The organism is Arthrobacter sp. Y3223065, assembly GCF_059090885.1.
On record NZ_JBNHGC010000001.1, the window covers coordinates 908438 to 924676 of the forward strand.

Genomic DNA, 16239 nt, shown 5'->3' on the forward strand with positions numbered 1-16239 from the left:
ACGCCGCAATGCGCCCTGCGCCCTGCGCCCCAGCATCGGTCCGTTTGGAATTTAACCGGTCCCGTCCGGGAGAATAGCGGACATGAGTTCGTCCCTGCCTTCGCGCCGCGCCATTTTGACCGCTACTACCGCCGTCGGTTCGGTGGGCGCGCTGACCGCATGTTCCCCGCTCCAGGACTACACAGGGGCGCAAGGCGGCTCTCCCTCCCCGGTTGCCAGCGACGGCAGGCCGGTTCGAGTCGGCAAGCTCAGCGATGTGCCGGTAGGCGGCAGCGCCAGCGGTGAAGCACACGGGCAGAAGATCCTCATCCACCGCCCCGATGAGACGACCGTCCTGGCCTACAGCGCCGTGTGCACGCACCAAGGATGCGGCGTGACCCCGGCGAAGGCCGAATTCGTGTGCCCGTGCCATAACTCGACGTTCGCGCTCGCCGACGGCACGGTAACCGGCGGTCCGGCACAGGCTCCGCTACCGCGTTTCGCGGCCGCCATCGACGGCGAATGGATCACTGTCACCGTCTGACGCCGGTGGCCGGGAAGCCCGCGGAGCAGGCGTTCTAGTCCGCTGGAGCTGCCCGGGCACCGTATCCGGTGTCCAGGAAGTCAATCAACGGCCCGTCGAGGCCCGCGGTTGCAGTCGCCCGATCCGGTGCCCGGAAGGACTCGGCTCCGCGCCAGTCGCTCTTGACCACACGGCCGCCGGCTGCCCAATGAACGCCGATCAGCTCCGCGCCGGCGTCCGACCCATAGTCCTGCGGTGTGGGAAAGCCGCCGTCGGGGGCCGCCGGTCGCCCGCTCCGGACAACTTCGTAGCGGTCGCACGAGGGCCGGCGGCCATCCGGCAACACGACCGTCTCGGTGCCGGCCAGCGACATCTTCGTCCATGCCGCGCTGTCGGGCTCGGCCGGGGCTGCGTCGTCCAACCGGAAGAACTCCACGGCGTGGGCGCCGGATCCGAGCATGTCCGCCAACAGGAGGTACTCCGCGTAGCTGGGCAGGCTCGTCCCGGGCAGCCCGAAATCCTCGCGGCGGGCCGATGCCTCGGTGCGGCCCGGCCCCTGCCGGTAGGAGGAGGACTCCCACCGCCGTGTCCCGGGCTCGAACCGGATGACGGATTCCGCGCGGTACCCGTCCGGCCCGCTCCCGAAGGCGATCCGCGTGGTGAGGACGTGATCCGCCCACCGTCGGTAGAGGCAGCCCTGCTTGGCGCCCTCAAAATAGAAGCCTTCCCAGCGTTCCATTGGTTCCTCCCGCGGCCTCCTCGAGGATGTCAAAACAGGGCCACTTTCGGGACCGCGGGGAAGATGCCTTCCAGCTCGGCCAAGTCCTCGCCAGTCGGCTGCCAGCCGGCGGATTGGGCGTTCTGCCGAATTTGTTCCGGCTTCGTGGCTCCGGCGATGACCGATGCGACCGCGGGACGCGTGGCAAGCCAGGAGAATGCCACCTCGATTTCCTTGAGTCCGCGGTCGGCGGCGAAGCGGGAGAAGGCTCCCAGCTGCTCCCAGTCGGCGTCCTTGAGCATGTTGGTGCGCGAGTGGGTCAACCGGCTGCCTTCCGGTGCCTTGCCGTCCTTGTACTTGCCGGTGAGCAGGCCGTTGGCCAGCGGGAAATACGGCAGCAGGCCCAGCCCGTAGGCCTCGGCAGCAGGGGTGACTTCCAGCTCCGCCCGACGGTCCAGCAGGTTGTAATGGTTTTGGCTGGAGATGAACGGGGTGTAGCCGCCCATCCGCGCGGTGAATTCCGCCTCGGCGATCTGCCAGCCGGACCGGTTGGAGTGGCCGATGTAGCGGACCTTGCCGGCGCGGACCAGGTCGTCCAGGGCGGACAGAGTCTCCTCGACCGGAGTCAGCGGGTCAGGCGTGTGGAACTGGTAGAGGTCAATCCAGTCGGTGCCCAGCCGGCGCAACGACGCCTCGGCGGCCTTGACGATGTAGCGCCGCGAGCCGCGGGCACCGAAGTCTTCGCCGTTCGCCCCGCGCATGTCCATGCCAAACTTCGTGGCAACCACGACGTCATCGCGCCGCGTTCCGAGTGCCTTGCCCAGGAACTCCTCACTCAGCCCCGGAGTCTTCCCGTAGGTGTCGGCCACGTCGAAAAAGGTCACCCCGGCATCCAGCGCGGCATTGACCACCGCGTCCGTGCCTTCCTGCGTTTCCGTCGGGGTATTGGACCGGCCCAGGTTGTTGCAGCCGAGCCCCACCGTCGAGACGGTGAGGCCGGATTTGCCAAGACGCCGGTATTCCATCGCTACATCCTTGTCATGTCACTGGGGGATTTGCCGTTCGTTTCGCATCCTATCCCGGCTCCAGCCCCCGCACCGGAGGCGGGCGTGAGTTCCCGCACGTCACGTAGGCAGCCGCGGCGTTGCCGCTTCTGTCTTTGGGTGCCGCTGCACATATGATCGAAACCATGGCCAAAGTTCTGACTTCCCTTCCCGTCGGCGAACGCGTCGGCATCGCCTTCTCCGGTGGACTTGATACGTCCGTTGCCGTTGCGTGGATGCGCGACGGCGGAGCCGTGCCCTGCACGTACACGGCCGACCTCGGCCAGTACGACGAGCCGGACATCGACGCGGTGCCCGGCCGCGCCACCGAGTACGGCGCCGACATCTCCCGCCTGGTCGACTGCAAGCCCGCACTAGTGGAGGAAGGCCTGGCCGCGCTGGCCTGCGGCGCCTTCCATATCCGCAGCGGCGGCCGTTCCTACTTCAACACCACCCCGTTGGGCCGCGCCGTGACCGGCACCTTGCTGGTGCGCGCCATGCGGGAAGACGGCGTGGACATCTGGGGCGACGGTTCCACCTACAAGGGCAACGACATCGAGCGTTTCTACCGCTACGGGCTGCTGGCCCACCCGCGGCTGCGCATCTACAAGCCGTGGCTCGATCCGCGCTTCGTCTCCGAGCTCGGCGGCCGCCAGGAGATGTCCGAATGGCTGACCGCGCACAACTTCCCCTACCGCGACTCCGCCGAGAAGGCGTACAGCACCGACGCCAACATTTGGGGTGCCACCCATGAGGCCAAGACGCTGGAGCACCTGGGCACCAGCCTGGAGGCCGTCGAGCCGATCATGGGCGTGGCCTTCTGGCGTGACGACGTGGACATTCCCACGGAGGACGTGTCGGTGCGCTTCGAGGCGGGCCGCCCGGTGGCGATCAACGGCACCGAGTTTGCCGACGCCGTCGCCCTGGTCCAGGAAGCCAATGCCATTGGCGGCCGCCACGGGCTGGGCATGTCCGACCAGATCGAGAACCGCATCATCGAGGCCAAGTCGCGCGGCATCTATGAGGCCCCGGGCATGGCCCTGCTGCACATCGCCTACGAGCGGCTGCTCAACGCCATCCACAACGAAGACACCGTGGCCAGCTACCACGCCGAGGGCCGCCGCTTGGGCCGGCTGATGTACGAAGGCCGCTGGCTGGACCCGCAGGCGCTCATGCTGCGCGAATCGCTGCAGAAGTGGGTTGGCTCCGCGGTGACCGGCGAGGTCACGCTGCGACTTCGCCGCGGCGAGGACTACACCATCCTGGACACCTCCGGGCCTGCGCTGAGCTATCACCCGGACAAGTTGTCCATGGAGCGTGTGGGCGACGCTGCCTTCGGGCCGCTGGACCGCATCGGCCAGCTGACCATGCGCAACCTGGACATCGCCGACTCCCGCGCTCGCCTGGAGCAGTACGCCGCGCAGGGCCTGGTGGGCGGTCCGACCGCCGAGCTCGTGGGCGCGCTGGAAGCCGGCGGCGCGAGCGAAATCGCTGACACCGCCGAGCTCGACCCGGCCGACCGCGCAGCCGACGAGGCGCTGGACCGTGCAGCGTTCGACGCCGGCACGGACTGATCCGCCGGTCCCGCCTGAGCGGGCCGCGGCATGGGCACGGCGCCCCCTTCACGGGGCGCCGTGCCTTCGTCTTTCCGGGGCCGGCGCCGTGTTCGCGGCGGGACTGCAAGCCGTGTGAAAGAGTGGTTTTGTGCCCTTTACCCGTGCTGAACTGCTCGCTTACCGGGACGCGTTGGTCCCCGATCTCCTGGGCCCGGCTTTGCGCCTGCTGTTCGTCGGCATCAATCCCGGTCTCTGGTCCGCTGCCACCGGCTCGCACTTCGCCCGGCCCGGCAACCGGTTCTATCCGGCATTGGCCGCCGCCGGCATTACCGGCCATCTGATCCGCGCCGGGGACGGCATGGCAGCGGCCGATCGCGACCACCTGATCTCCCGCGGTGTCGGCATTACCAACATCGTTCCGCGGGCTACCGCCCGGGCGGACGAGCTGGGTGCCGAGGAACTCCGGACCGGAGCCCGGCTGCTGGCCCTCCGGGTCGAAGCCCTGGGGGCCCGGGTGGTGGCAGTCGCCGGGGTGACCGCCTACCGGGTGGGCTTTGACCGGCCGAAGGCGCAGCTTGGCCGTCAGCCGGAGACGCTCGGCGGGGCTGAACTCTGGGTGGTGCCGAATCCCAGCGGCCTCAACGCCCACCACAGCGTGGCCACGCTGGCGGCCGCCTACCGGGAGGCGGCGCGGGCTGCGGGCCTGGAGCTGCCGGAGGGCAGCTAGCTGTACTGACCGGAGAGGTTGATTGAGTGACTCACTCGCCCCGACCGTGCACCGGTCTCGCGTTCGCTGGGGGTTTTCCTACCTCGTGGATGGTATGGCCGCCGCAAGCCGTCTTGGTTACGTTGGCTCGCTCGATGCGCGACACGGTGAACCAACGCATTGCGTTGCGCAGTCGGCACCACCCAACCAGGTACCACTGGCCGTTCGTGGAGGCGAACAGCACTGGCTCAACGTCGCGGGTGGTCGTGGTCTCGTCTCTCGATGTGTAGCGAATGCGGATCACTCGCTGCTCGGCCATCGCCTCCTCCAGTGCCGACTTGATTGCGCGCGAAGAGGAGGGAAGCGCGTTGACCCAGACGCGGTGGGCCAGCTCGTCGGCTCGTGCTCGGGTTTTGGGATCGAGGACGTCCAGGATCTTCTGAATACCTGCTGCTGCCAGATCGGCGTAGGGGGCATCGGGTGCAGCGGACACGGCTGCCATGAGCGCCACGGCCTGCGCTGGGGACAGGCTGACAGGCGGCAGGGACGCGCCTGTAGCCAATCCGTAGCCACCGCCCGGACCTGGGCGAGACCATATAGGCGCACCGCTGTTCTCCAACGCATCGAGGTCTCTCTTAATGGTGCGCACGGATACCTCGAACTCTCTCGCCAACCGTTCGGCGGAAACCCCCCGCGCGCCGCTGCGGCGCAACATCTCGGACAGAGCATGGAGCCGTTCGACTCGCTTCACAGTTCAGACCCCGACAAATTCATGACATAAATAGTGACATACCCTTGTCCGTAGTGCCTGCGAGGGTAGTGACATGACAACTACTACAAGCAGTCCGATCATTCTCATCGCCGGCCACTGGCTGGGCGCTTGGGCGTGGGATGAAGTCCTTGAACACCTGACAACCGACCACTCTCGTGCAATCGCGATGACACTGCCCGGTCTCGACGGGGACGATCCCGAGCGTGCGGCGAAGACTCTCGACGATCAAGCCGGAGCGGTCCTAGACGTCATCACTCAACTCGGGGCTTCCGAGGATCAGCCCGCAACTCTCGTCGCTCACAGTGGGGCGAATGCCCCCGTCAGCCTCGTCCTTGACCGACACCCTGAGCTTGTCCACCGAGTGGTGTGGGTCGACTCCGGCCCTCTGGCGACGGGAAGCGCCTTCGCTCCAGACATCCCGGAGGAGTTGGAGGAGCTTCCGCTGCCGTCCCTCGACGTCCTCGCACAGCAGGCGAGCCTCGAAGGCCTGAGCGCAGAGGTCCTCGAGCGTTTTCGGGCCCGCGCCGTCCCTGAGCCCGGCCCCGTGCTTCGTCAGGCCGTCGAGCTCACGAACGATGCCCGCCGCAAGGTTCGGACCACCTTGGTGTGCTGCTCGATTCCGAGCGCGCAGGTGCTGGAGCTGGCCCGCACAGGCCATGCCATGTTTGCCGAAGTCGCGAACATCGAGCACCTCGACGTCCTTGACCTCCCGACGGGGCATTGGCCTATGTGGAGCCGTCCCCGCGACCTCGCCAACGCCATTCAGTCAGCGGCTTCTCGAACCAACTGAACTGCACGTTCAACCTGCGGCATCACCGTCGAGCGGGTCCTGTCTGACAACGGGGGGCGCCTACCGCTCACACTGGTGGCGGGACACATGCGCCGAACTTGAAATCAAGCACAAGCGCACCCGCCCGTATCGCCCACAGACGAACGGCAAGATCGAGCGCTTCCACCGCACCCTGGCCGACGGCTGGGCCTACGCCCGCTGCTATACCTCCGAGGCTGAGCATCGTGGGGAGCTACATGGCTGGCTGCACCACTACAACCATCACCGACCCCACACCGCATGCTGCAGCCAGCCGCCCTTCTCACGTATGAACAACGTGTCCGGTCAGTACAGCTAGTGCCGCCCCCGCAGACGGCCGGACCTAGAGGCTGAACGCCGTCTTGGCCGGCAGCGGATGCTTTTGCTTCACTGCGGCAAGGTTCCCGTGGGGCGCGACGCCGATGCTCAGCTTGGTGAAGTCCAGTTTGGCTTCGCGGAGGCAGACCTTCAGGCCCGCCACCGCCTTGGCCGCATCCGGCGCGAGGACATAGATGTTGAGCTTGTGCGGCACGAACTCGGTCTTCTCCACGGTTCCGAGTCCGCGCCAGGCAAAGTACTCGGTGATGGTGCGTTTGGCCTTGTCCTCCAGGTAGCGGTCGCGGTCGCTGCCGGCCGCCGTCTTCAACGCATACTGGGCAATCACCCAGTGCTGCTCCCCCGGCGTGAGCTCGGAGTAGCCGTCCTCGGCGCACTGGGCGGCGAACGCACCCATCAGCGACTCTGCGGCCTCGGGGTCGACGTCCCGGCTGTCCTGGGTGGTGCTCTGATGGCCCACCGTCCCGTGGTTGACCACGAACTGGCCGTAGTCTTCGTCGAACCACGCCTCGCGGAACACCAGCCCGCCGTCGTCATTCTTCTTGTACACGCGCAGGAAACTCATGTCCGTCCTTTGTTCAACCACGTCAGGGCCGTCCCGTCGAACGGCGCGGCCTCTGCCGCCACTTGCTCATAAAGCGCCAGGCAGCTGGCTTGGATCCGTTCGGCCAGCGCCGGCGGATAGTGCATGCTGACCCGGTGTTCGGCGAATTCGTCCTCGTCGTCTACGTACACGCCGCCGCTGGCGGTGCGGACCACATCCAGGTCCATGTCCGTGAGCTGGACTTCCCAGCCGGCCGGAAGCAGCGGGTCCACCCGGATGCCGGTGGCCAGGTCGATGTAGATCCGGAAGTCGCCGGGGTAGGTGTCGTCGTAGAACGTCGCCACGTAGTCGCCTTCCTGGGGCAGTAACTGCACGGCGTCGGAGGTGGCGAAGAAGGCGATGCCGGGCCGGGCGACCAGGGAGCCGGCCGGCTGGAAGATCCAGTCGCCGAAGCCGTCGGCGCCCAGGTAGGTGCCGGGCACCAGCCAGTGGGCACCGCCGTCGTACTTCCAGTTGCGGAACACCACCATGTCGCCGGGCTGGGCCTCGGCGGGCATGCGGCCGGTCACTGGATCTTGGGAATCTGGCCGGTCGGCAGTTCCTGGCCGGGCAGCGGGCGCGCGAAGGGGACCTTGGTACCGAGCACCTGCGCGACCGTGTCCTGCGCCACCTGCTGCGCCGTGAGGCCCACGCGCTCCAGGACCTCGGCGCGGGTGCCGTGGACCAGGAACTCGACGGGCAGGCCGACCTCGTTCAGCGCGGTGTCCACGCCGGCGGCACGCATCTCCTGGCGGATCCGGGATCCGACCCCGCCGGCGCGGACGCCGTCTTCGATCACGACGACGATCCGGTGCCGGGCCGCAAGGCCGATGATCGAGCGGGGCACCGGCAGCACCCAGCGCGGGTCGACGACGGTGGAGCTGATGCCTTGCGCGCCGAGGCGGTTCGAGACATCCAGCGCCAGTTCGCTCATGGCGCCCACGCTGACGATTAGCACGTCGTTTTCGGTGGAGCCGGACGGCCGGCGCGCCAGGACGTCAACGCCGTCCTTGAGCCGCTCGAGCGCCTCAACCTCGGGCCCCACCGACCCCTTGGAGAAACGGACCACGGTGGGGGCATCGTCGACGGACACCGCCTCGCGCAGCTCTTCCCTCAAGCGGGTGGCGTCGCGCGGGGCGGCCAGGTGCAGCCCCGGCACGATCTGCAGCAGCGACATGTCCCACATGCCGTGGTGGCTGGGGCCGTCCGGGCCGGTGACCCCGGCACGGTCCAGCACCACGGTGACGCCTGCCTTGTGCAGGGCGACGTCCATCAGCAGCTGGTCGAAGGCGCGGTTCAGGAAGGTTGCGTAGAGGGCCACCACCGGGTGGAGTCCGCCGTAGGCCATGCCGGCGGCGCTGGCCAGCGCGTGCTGCTCGGCAATGCCGACGTCAAAGACGCGGTCCGGGTGCTTGCTGGCGAATTTCTGCAGGCCCACCGGGATCAGCATGGCTCCGGTGATGCCGACGATGTCCTGGCGTTCGTCGGCGATCTCGGCGATCTCGTCGGCGAACACCGAGGTCCAGGACTGCCGGCCGCCGGACTCGACGGGTTCGCCGGTCTCGGGGTCGATGACGCCCACGGCGTGGAACTGGTCCGCCTCGTGGGCGCGGGCCGGGGCGTAGCCGCGGCCCTTTTCGGTCATGGTGTGGACAATCACGGGGCCCCGGTAGTTCTTGGCCTGCGTCAGCGCGGCTTCCACGGCCTCCAGGTCGTGTCCGTCGATCGGCCCGATGTACTTCATGCCGAGGTCCTCGAACAGGCCCTGCGGCGCCCACCAGTCCTTGATGCCCTTCTTGGTGGCGTGCAGGCTCCGGTAGGCGAACTGGCCCAGCGGTCCGCCCGACTGCAACTTTTTCTTCCACCAGTCCAGGGTGCCTTCGTAGGCCTGGTGGGTGCGGACCTTGTCGATGGTGGTCCGGCGCAGCGCGGCCAGCTGGTCGGCCAGCCCGCCGATCGTCGGGGCGTAGGAGCGCCCGTTGTCGTTGACCACGATCACCACGCGCCGCCCGCGGTCCGCGGCGATGTTGTTCACGGCTTCCCAGGCCATGCCGCCGGTGAGAGCGCCGTCGCCCACCACCGCGACGACGTAGCGGTCGCCTTCGCCGGTCAGCCGCCGGGCACGGGAGATGCCGTCTGCCCAGGACAACGACGACGACGCGTGCGAGCTTTCGACGATGTCGTGCACCGATTCGCCGCGGTCCGGGTAGCCGGCCAGCCCGCCCTGCTGCCGCAGCGTCCCGAAGTCCTGCCGGCCGGTGACCAGTTTGTGCACGTAGGACTGGTGGCCGGTGTCGAAGACGATGCTGTCCTGCGGGGAATCGAACACGCGGTGGATGCCGAGGGTCAGCTCGACGACTCCAAGGTTCGGGCCGAGGTGTCCGCCGGTCTGTGCGACGTTCGTGATCAGGAACTGGCGGATTTCCCCGGCCAGGTCCTGCAACTGGACCATGTCGATCCGGCGCAGGTCGCGCGGCTCGCGGATGGTCTCGAGCAATCCCACAGAGCAGGTCCTTTCCTTCACAAAGCGTCGGTTAATCCTACCGCCATCCATCCGCCACTCTGCGTTCCGCCGGTGCGAGGGTGCACACAACGCGGTCGACGCGTGATCAGGGACTGAGCTGGAAAGCGGGCCGGTGCGGTGGGCAGACGCCGCAGGGCGGACGTCCATCGGACGCCCGCCCTGCGTTGGGCCGCTGTGCGGTGTGTGCCGGACCGGGAGGCTAGTTCACCGAGATCTGGCGCAGCACGTAGTGCAGGATGCCGCCGTTGCGGTAGTAGTCGGCCTCACCCGGGGTGTCGATCCGCACCACGGCGTCGAAGCTCTTGGTGCCGCCGTCCTCGCCGGCGGCGGTGACCTTCAGCGTCTTCGGGGTGGTGCCCTCGTTGAGCGCGGTCACGCCCTCGATGGAGAAGGTCTCCGTACCGGACAGCCCCAGCGACGCGGCGGACTCGCCGGCCGGGAACTGCAGCGGCAGCACGCCCATGCCGATCAGGTTCGAACGGTGGATGCGCTCGAAGCTCTCGGCGATGACGGCCTTGACGCCCAGCAGGGCGGTGCCCTTCGCGGCCCAGTCGCGGGATGAGCCGGAGCCGTACTCCTTGCCGGCCAGCACCACCAGCGGGGTGCCGGCGGCCTGGTAGTTCATGGCGGCGTCGTAGATGTACGCCTGCGGGCCGCCGGTCTGGGTGAAGTCGCGGGTGAAGCCGCCCTCCACGTTGTCCAGCAGCTGGTTCCGCAGCCGGATGTTGGCGAAGGTGCCGCGGATCATCACTTCGTGGTTGCCGCGGCGGGAACCGTAGGAGTTGAAGTCCTTGCGCTCCACGCCGTTTTCCAGCAGGTAACGGCCTGCGGGGCTGTCCGACTTGAACGAACCGGCCGGGGAGATGTGGTCGGTGGTGACCGAGTCGCCCAGCTTGGCCAGCACGCGCGCGCCGCTGATGTCCTGCACCGGCTCCGGCTTGGCGCTCATGCCTTCGAAGTACGGGGGCTTCCGCACGTACGTGGAGTTGGGATCCCAGGCGAAGGTATCGCCTGCCGGGGTCTCCAGCGCCTTCCAGCGGTCGTCGCCCTCGAACACGCCCTCGTAGCCCTTGGCGAACATCTCCTTGTTGATCGAGGAGTCGATCACCTGCTGGACCTCGACCGGGTTCGGCCAGATGTCCTTCAGGAACACGTCGTTGCCGTCCGGGTCCTGGCCCAGCGGCTGCTTCTCGAAGTCGAAGTCCATGGTGCCGGCCAGGGCGTAGGCGACGACCAGCGGCGGGGACGCCAGGTAGTTCATCTTGACGTCCGGGTTGATGCGGCCTTCGAAGTTGCGGTTACCCGACAGCACCGAGGTGATCGACAGGTCGTTGTCCTGGACGGCCTGCGAGATTTCAGGCTCCAGCGGTCCGGAGTTACCGATGCAGGTGGCGCAGCCATAGCCGACCACGAAGAAGCCAAGCTTCTCCAGGTACGGGATCAGGCCGGACTCTTCGTAGTAATCGGTGACGACCTTGGAGCCCGGGGCGATGGAGGTCTTGACCCACGGCTTGGACGCCAGGCCCTTCTCCACCGCGTTGCGGGCCAGCACGGCCGCCGCCAGCATGACCGAGGGGTTGGAGGTGTTGGTGCAGGAGGTGATCGACGCGATGGAAACCGCACCGTGGTCCAGTTCGAACTCGCGCCCATCTTCCATGGTGACGTGGACACGCTTGGAGGCGCGGCCGTCGCTGGGCAGGGCGACGTGACGTCCCTGGCTGGCCGAACCGCCGGAGGGACGGTCGTTGGCCTGCGCACCGCCGGCCTGCGCGGCAGCGGCAGCATGGCGGACCGTGGAGGTCATGGCCGGGACGTCCGACGCCGGGAAGGACTCTTCGAGCGCCTCGTCCAGGGCGTCCTCGTTGCCGGTGCCGACGTAGCCCTGCAGGTCCTTGCGGAACTGGTTCTTGGCGGAGGTCAGGGCGATGCGGTCCTGCGGCCGCTTGGGACCGGCAATGGACGGAACCACGGTGGACAGGTCCAGCTCAATGTATTCGGAGAACTTCAGTTCGTGCGACGGATCGTGCCAGAGGCCCTGTTCCTTGGTGTACGCCTCGACCAGGGCGATGTTCTCCTCGGAGCGGCCGGTCAGGCGCAGGTAGTCGAGGGTCACGTCGTCGATCGGGAACATGGCGGCGGTCGAGCCAAACTCCGGGCTCATGTTGCCGATGGTGGCGCGGTTCGCCAGCGGCACCGCGGCCACGCCTTCGCCGTAGAACTCCACGAACTTGCCCACCACGCCGTGCTTGCGCAGCATTTCGGTGATGGTCAGCACGACGTCGGTGGCGGTGGCGCCGGCTGGGATGGAGCCGGTGAGCTTGAAGCCGACAACGCGCGGAATCAGCATCGAGACAGGCTGGCCGAGCATGGCGGCCTCGGCCTCGATGCCGCCGACGCCCCAGCCGAGCACGCCCAGGCCGTTGACCATGGTGGTGTGCGAGTCGGTGCCGACCAGGGTGTCCGGGTAGGCGCGCAGCTTGCCGTCCACCTCGCGGGTCATCACGGTGCGGGCCAGGTATTCGATGTTGACCTGGTGCACGATGCCGGTTCCCGGCGGGACGACCTTGAAGTCTTCGAATGCGGTCTGGCCCCAGCGCAGGAACTGGTAGCGCTCACCGTTGCGCTGGTACTCGATCTCCATGTTGCGCTCGAGCGCGCCGGCATTGCCGAAGACATCGATTTGGACCGAGTGGTCGATCACCAGTTCGGCCGGGGCCAGCGGGTTCACGCGCTTCGGGTCGCCGCCGAGCTCCTTGACGGCCTCGCGCATGGTGGCCAGGTCGACGACACACGGAACACCGGTGAAGTCCTGCATGATGACGCGGGCGGGGGTGAACTGGATTTCGGTGTCCGGCTGCGCGTCGGGGTTCCAACCGGCCAGGGCGCGGACGTGGTCCGCCGTGATGTTCGCACCATCTTCGGTGCGGAGCAGGTTCTCCAGCAGGACCTTGAGGCTGAACGGAAGGCTCTCGGCACCTTCAACGGCACTCAGCCGGAAAATTTCATACTCGGCCCCGGCGACGTTCAAGACGCCTTTGGAACCGAAGCTGTCCACATTACTCATGACAGGACTCCTCTCGCCACACTTTATCTTTGTCCGGGCGGCAACCACCCGCTAGTTAGGCATCCCTAAGTGTGAAGGGACAGCTGTGGGCTCGGCCTCTGGCCTCTTTGCACGCCGAAGCCCGCAGAATTTACAAACCAGAGACTCTATGCTTCGTCCGGGACCGCTGCCTCCATCCTATCGGGTAGGCGGTTGGCAGGAACCGGAGCGCCGCCTGTGGCCTGCCTCACAGCCACAATCGCGGTGCGGCGGTCGCGGATGGTGAGGGAGGGTGGGGTGCGGCGCGAGGGAGGGCCGGGAGCGGCGCGAGGAGGGCCGGGCGGGCACGCGCTCCCCGCTCAGCGGTGGCCCGGAGTCAGCACGGCGAAGGATTCCATGTGGTGGGTGTGCGGGTACAGGTCGAAGACGCGCAGAGAGTCGAGGTTCCAGCCCAGCTGCAGGAAGTAGCCCAGGTCCCGGGCGAAGGAGGCCGGATCACAGGACACGTAGCCGACCACCCGGGGGTCCCGGGCGGCCACCGCCTGCACCACGGCCTTTCCGGCGCCGGCGCGGGGCGGATCAAGGACGACGGCGTCCATCGTGTCTGGCTGCGAACGCAGCACCCGCTCCACCTTGCCTTGGACGATCTCGACCTGCCCGAAGCCGTGCAGGTTCTTGAGGGCGTCCTTGCTGGCGGCCGGCGAGCCCTCGATGGAGAGCACGTTGCCCGTGACCCCGACGGCGTCCGCCAACGGCGCCGTGAAAAGCCCGGCGCCCGCATACAGATCGGCCACCCGCTCCCCCGCCCCGGGCGCAACGCCGTCCAGGACCGCGGCCGTCAACGTGGCCGGTGCCAGCCGGTGGATCTGCCAGAAGCCGTCTCCCGTCACCCGGTACTGGTGCCGCCCGCTGGTCTCGGCGACCCACGTGCGTCCCCGCAACCGGGTGAGCCGCCCTGGCTTGGGCTCCCAGGCGGCAACCGAAACGCCGGGTTCGATCCGTTCGGCAATCTTGGCCAGCCGTTTGGCCGGAGTCCCGGCCCTCGGCACCAGCAGCACCAGCGGAGTGCTCCCGTCGGCGGGCGCGGCTACCTCCACCCGCTCCAGCCCCGACAGATCCAGCTCCCACAGCCGCAGGTCGTTAACGCCGTCCGCGGCCAGCGGCATCTCCTGGATCGGCATCAGTTCGTCGGACCGGTGGGCGTGCATGGCCAGGCGCCCGTCTGGTCCCACGCCGAAGGCGGCGCGCGTGCGCCAGCCGAGTCCGTCGTCGTACTCCCCCGCCGGGGCTTCGACGGTGACCTGCCGTTCCAGCTTGGCCAGCCGTTGCAGCTGTTCGGCGAAGATCCGGCCCTTCAGCCGGCGCTGGGCGTCCAGCCCGATGTGGCCGAATTCGGCGCCGCCCACGGCCGGCCGGCCGGCTTCCGCAGCGGCCAGCGCGTCCGCCGGCGCCCAGGGATGCTGCACCCGGTCGGCGGATGCCTCCAGCACCTCAACGGTGTCCGCCCGCCAGAAGCCCGCCTCCGGTCCGCCTTCGGTGACGCGTGCCAGCACCCGCTCCCCGGGCAGCGCGTGCCGGACGAACACCACCCGGCCGTCGTGCCGCGCGACGAAGTGGCCTCCGTGCGCCGGGGCGCCGATGGTCAGTTCGATCAGTTGCGGTGCGGGGTCGGTCATGAAAGCTCCTGGTAGCGGCGGACGGAATCGGAGGAGGCCAGCTGCCATGGCACGCTGGCCACCATGACGCCGGGCTCGAAGTGCAGGCGGGTCTTGATGCGCAGCGCGGTCTGGTTGTGGACCAGCTGTTCCCACCAGCGTCCCACGACGTATTCCGGGATGTAGACCACCACCAGTTCGCGGGGTGAGTCCCGGCGGATGCTCTTGATGTAGTCGATGATCGGTGTGGTGGTTTCGCGGTACGGGGAGGCGAGCACCGTGATCGGAACCGGGATGTTGAGCTTCTCCCAGTCGCGCAGGGTCTGCTCGGTCTGTTCGCGGTCGAGGTCCACCACCACCGCGTCGAGCCGGGACGGGCGCGAGGCCCGGGCGAAGGCAAGCGCCCGGAGCGTCGGCTTGCGCACGTGCGAGACCAGAATGACTGCGTGCACCCGTGACGGCAGCGCGGTGGTGGGCTGGTCCGGATCGATCGCGAGCTCACGGGCCACCTGGACGTAATGGCGGTTGATGCTGAGCATAACCAGCCCAAGCAGGACGATGCCGAGTACGGCCAGCCAGGCCCCGAAAACGAACTTGCTCACCAGTACCACCACCAGCACGGTGACGGTCAGGATGAAGCCGACCATGTTGATGAACCGCGAGCGCAGCATCCGGCGGCGCACCGGACGGTGCGGGGTGGCCCGGATTTCGCGCGACCAGTGCCGGATCATGCCCAGCTGGCTGCAGGTGAAGGAAACGATCACGCCGATCACGTAGAGCGGGATCAGCCGGGTGACGTCCGCGTTGAAAACCAGCACCAGCACCACGGCCGCGGCCGCCAGGGCCAGCACCCCGTTGCTGTAGCTGAGCCGGTCCCCCCGGGTGCGCAGCTGGCGCGGCAGGAAGCCGTCGGTGGCGAGGATCGAAGCCAGCTGCGGGAAGGCGTTGAACGCCGAGTGGCTGGCCAGCACCAGGATCGCCGCGGTAGCCGCGACCGTCAGGTAGAAGAGCGGGGCGCCGTCGCCGAAGACCGTCTCCGCCAACTGGCTGAGCACCGGGGACTGGAAGTAGCCGGCCGGCAACTGCCCGCCGTCCAGCCGCAGTTGGTCGGCGGGGACCTGCACCACCCGCACGTCGGTGGCCCGGGCGAGGTACATCACCGCCATGGTGATCACGGTTGCGGAGATGCCCAGCATCAGCAGCGCAAAGCCGGCGTTCTTGGCGCGCGGTTTCTCGAAGGCCGGAACGTTGCTGGCCGGTGTCTCCAGGCCGGTGAGTGCCGCTGCGCCCGTGGAGAAGGCCCGCAGTACCAGCAGCGCGCCGGCCAAGCCGGTCAGGCCGGCCTCCAAACCGGGTTCCGGCACGACGTCGAACGCCGCACTGGGGGCCTCGCCAAGACTGCCGCTAAGGTCAAGGACGAACCCGGCCAGGCACATCAGCAGCACGGTGCCCACAAAGATATAGGTGGCGATCGCCACGGTGAGGCGGCCACGTCCCAGCCCCCGCAGATGGAGCAGGGCGAGGATCGCGATGCCGGCTACGGCCGCTCCGGGCTGCCAGCCCTTCAGCGCCGGGACGGCGGACACCAGATAGTGCGCCGCGGAGGACATGGACACCGCAACCGTGAGCACGTAGTCCAGCATCAGCGCCGAACCCACCGTAATGCCCGCCGGCTTGCCCAGGTTCTTGGTGGCGATCTCGTAGTCGCCGCCGGACGGATACGCATGGATGCTCTGCCGGTAGGAAGCCACCAGGACCAGCAGCACCGCCATGACCGCCAGTCCGACCCAGGGCGACAGTGCGATCGCCGCAACCCCCGCCAGGGCCAGCGTGAGCAGGATCTCGTCCGGGGCGTAGGCCACCGAGGAGAGCGCGTTGGCGGAGAAGACCGGAACTGCCAGCCGCCGCGGCAGGGCGTCCTGCTTCAGCCGCTCGCTGCGGAACGGCTTGCCCACCAAGACGCGCTTGAGGGCATCGAGAAATGTCAGCACGT

General features: G+C 68.1%; 13 protein-coding genes and 1 pseudogene. 5 read left to right on the forward strand and 9 right to left on the reverse strand.

The features are described 5' to 3' along the window. The first annotated feature begins 82 nt into the window (after window positions 1-82). Window positions 83-523 carry a QcrA and Rieske domain-containing protein gene (locus tag AC5RUK_RS04220; RefSeq protein WP_494151460.1) on the forward strand — a complete coding sequence of 147 codons (441 nt, stop codon included), beginning with the start codon at window positions 83-85 and terminating at the stop codon, window positions 521-523. Window positions 524-557: 34 nt separating this feature from the next. Here AC5RUK_RS04220 and AC5RUK_RS04225 read toward each other — a convergent pair whose 3' ends face one another. After that, window positions 558-1241 (reverse strand): hypothetical protein, encoded by a 684-nt coding sequence (locus AC5RUK_RS04225; RefSeq protein ID WP_494151461.1) that lies wholly within the window; start codon window positions 1239-1241, stop codon window positions 558-560. Window positions 1242-1270: 29 nt separating this feature from the next. After that, a complete protein-coding gene (locus AC5RUK_RS04230; protein WP_494151462.1) occupies window positions 1271-2245 on the reverse strand; it encodes an aldo/keto reductase in 975 nt (324 codons plus the stop codon). 164 nt (window positions 2246-2409) lie between these two features. Between AC5RUK_RS04230 and argG the strand changes: the two genes are divergently transcribed. Together argG and AC5RUK_RS04240 are read left to right on the forward strand one after the other, a co-directional pair. After that, entirely contained in the window at window positions 2410-3837 is a 1428-nt protein-coding gene (argG, locus tag AC5RUK_RS04235; RefSeq protein ID WP_494108732.1) for an argininosuccinate synthase, read from the forward strand. 130 nt (window positions 3838-3967) lie between these two features. Next, the gene (locus AC5RUK_RS04240; protein WP_494151463.1) at window positions 3968-4546 is read left to right on the forward strand and encodes a mismatch-specific DNA-glycosylase; all 579 of its coding nucleotides are present in this window, start codon (window positions 3968-3970) and stop codon (window positions 4544-4546) included. Between the two features lie 31 nt (window positions 4547-4577). Here the strand turns inward: AC5RUK_RS04240 and AC5RUK_RS04245 are convergent, their stop codons facing one another. Next, on the reverse strand, window positions 4578-5276 hold the full coding sequence (locus AC5RUK_RS04245) for a helix-turn-helix transcriptional regulator (protein WP_494108730.1): 699 nt from the start codon (window positions 5274-5276) through the stop codon (window positions 4578-4580). Window positions 5277-5349: 73 nt separating this feature from the next. On the opposite strand from AC5RUK_RS04245, the gene AC5RUK_RS04250 reads away from it, so the two are divergent. Both AC5RUK_RS04250 and AC5RUK_RS04255 read left to right on the forward strand, forming a co-directional pair. Further along, the gene (locus AC5RUK_RS04250; protein WP_494151464.1) at window positions 5350-6087 is read left to right on the forward strand and encodes an alpha/beta fold hydrolase; all 738 of its coding nucleotides are present in this window, start codon (window positions 5350-5352) and stop codon (window positions 6085-6087) included. A gap of 18 nt (window positions 6088-6105) precedes the next feature. Further along, window positions 6106-6424, forward strand: a pseudogene (locus AC5RUK_RS04255) (integrase core domain-containing protein); the annotation flags it as partial. Window positions 6425-6448: 24 nt separating this feature from the next. Here AC5RUK_RS04255 and AC5RUK_RS04260 read toward each other — a convergent pair. The 6 genes from AC5RUK_RS04260 to AC5RUK_RS04285 all read right to left on the reverse strand — a co-directional run bounded on the left by AC5RUK_RS04260 (window position 6449) and on the right by AC5RUK_RS04285 (window position 16237). Continuing rightward, complete coding sequence (locus tag AC5RUK_RS04260; protein WP_494108728.1) at window positions 6449-7006, reverse strand: hypothetical protein; 558 nt, start codon at window positions 7004-7006, stop codon at window positions 6449-6451. Further along, entirely contained in the window at window positions 7003-7542 is a 540-nt protein-coding gene (locus tag AC5RUK_RS04265; RefSeq protein WP_494151465.1) for a DUF402 domain-containing protein, read from the reverse strand. Before AC5RUK_RS04265 ends, AC5RUK_RS04260 begins: the two co-directional genes overlap by 4 nt. 8 nt (window positions 7543-7550) lie before the next feature. Then, window positions 7551-9527 (reverse strand): 1-deoxy-D-xylulose-5-phosphate synthase, encoded by a 1977-nt coding sequence (gene dxs, locus AC5RUK_RS04270; RefSeq protein WP_494151466.1) that lies wholly within the window; start codon window positions 9525-9527, stop codon window positions 7551-7553. A 220-nt stretch (window positions 9528-9747) separates the two neighbouring features. Further along, entirely contained in the window at window positions 9748-12612 is a 2865-nt protein-coding gene (locus AC5RUK_RS04275) for an aconitate hydratase (protein ID WP_494151467.1), read from the reverse strand. Between the two features lie 338 nt (window positions 12613-12950). Next, a complete protein-coding gene (locus tag AC5RUK_RS04280) occupies window positions 12951-14267 on the reverse strand; it encodes a class I SAM-dependent RNA methyltransferase (RefSeq protein WP_494151468.1) in 1317 nt (438 codons plus the stop codon). Further along, on the reverse strand, window positions 14264-16237 hold the full coding sequence (locus AC5RUK_RS04285) for an APC family permease (RefSeq protein ID WP_494108723.1): 1974 nt from the start codon (window positions 16235-16237) through the stop codon (window positions 14264-14266). Before AC5RUK_RS04285 ends, AC5RUK_RS04280 begins: the two co-directional genes overlap by 4 nt. Window positions 16238-16239 lie beyond the last annotated feature (2 nt).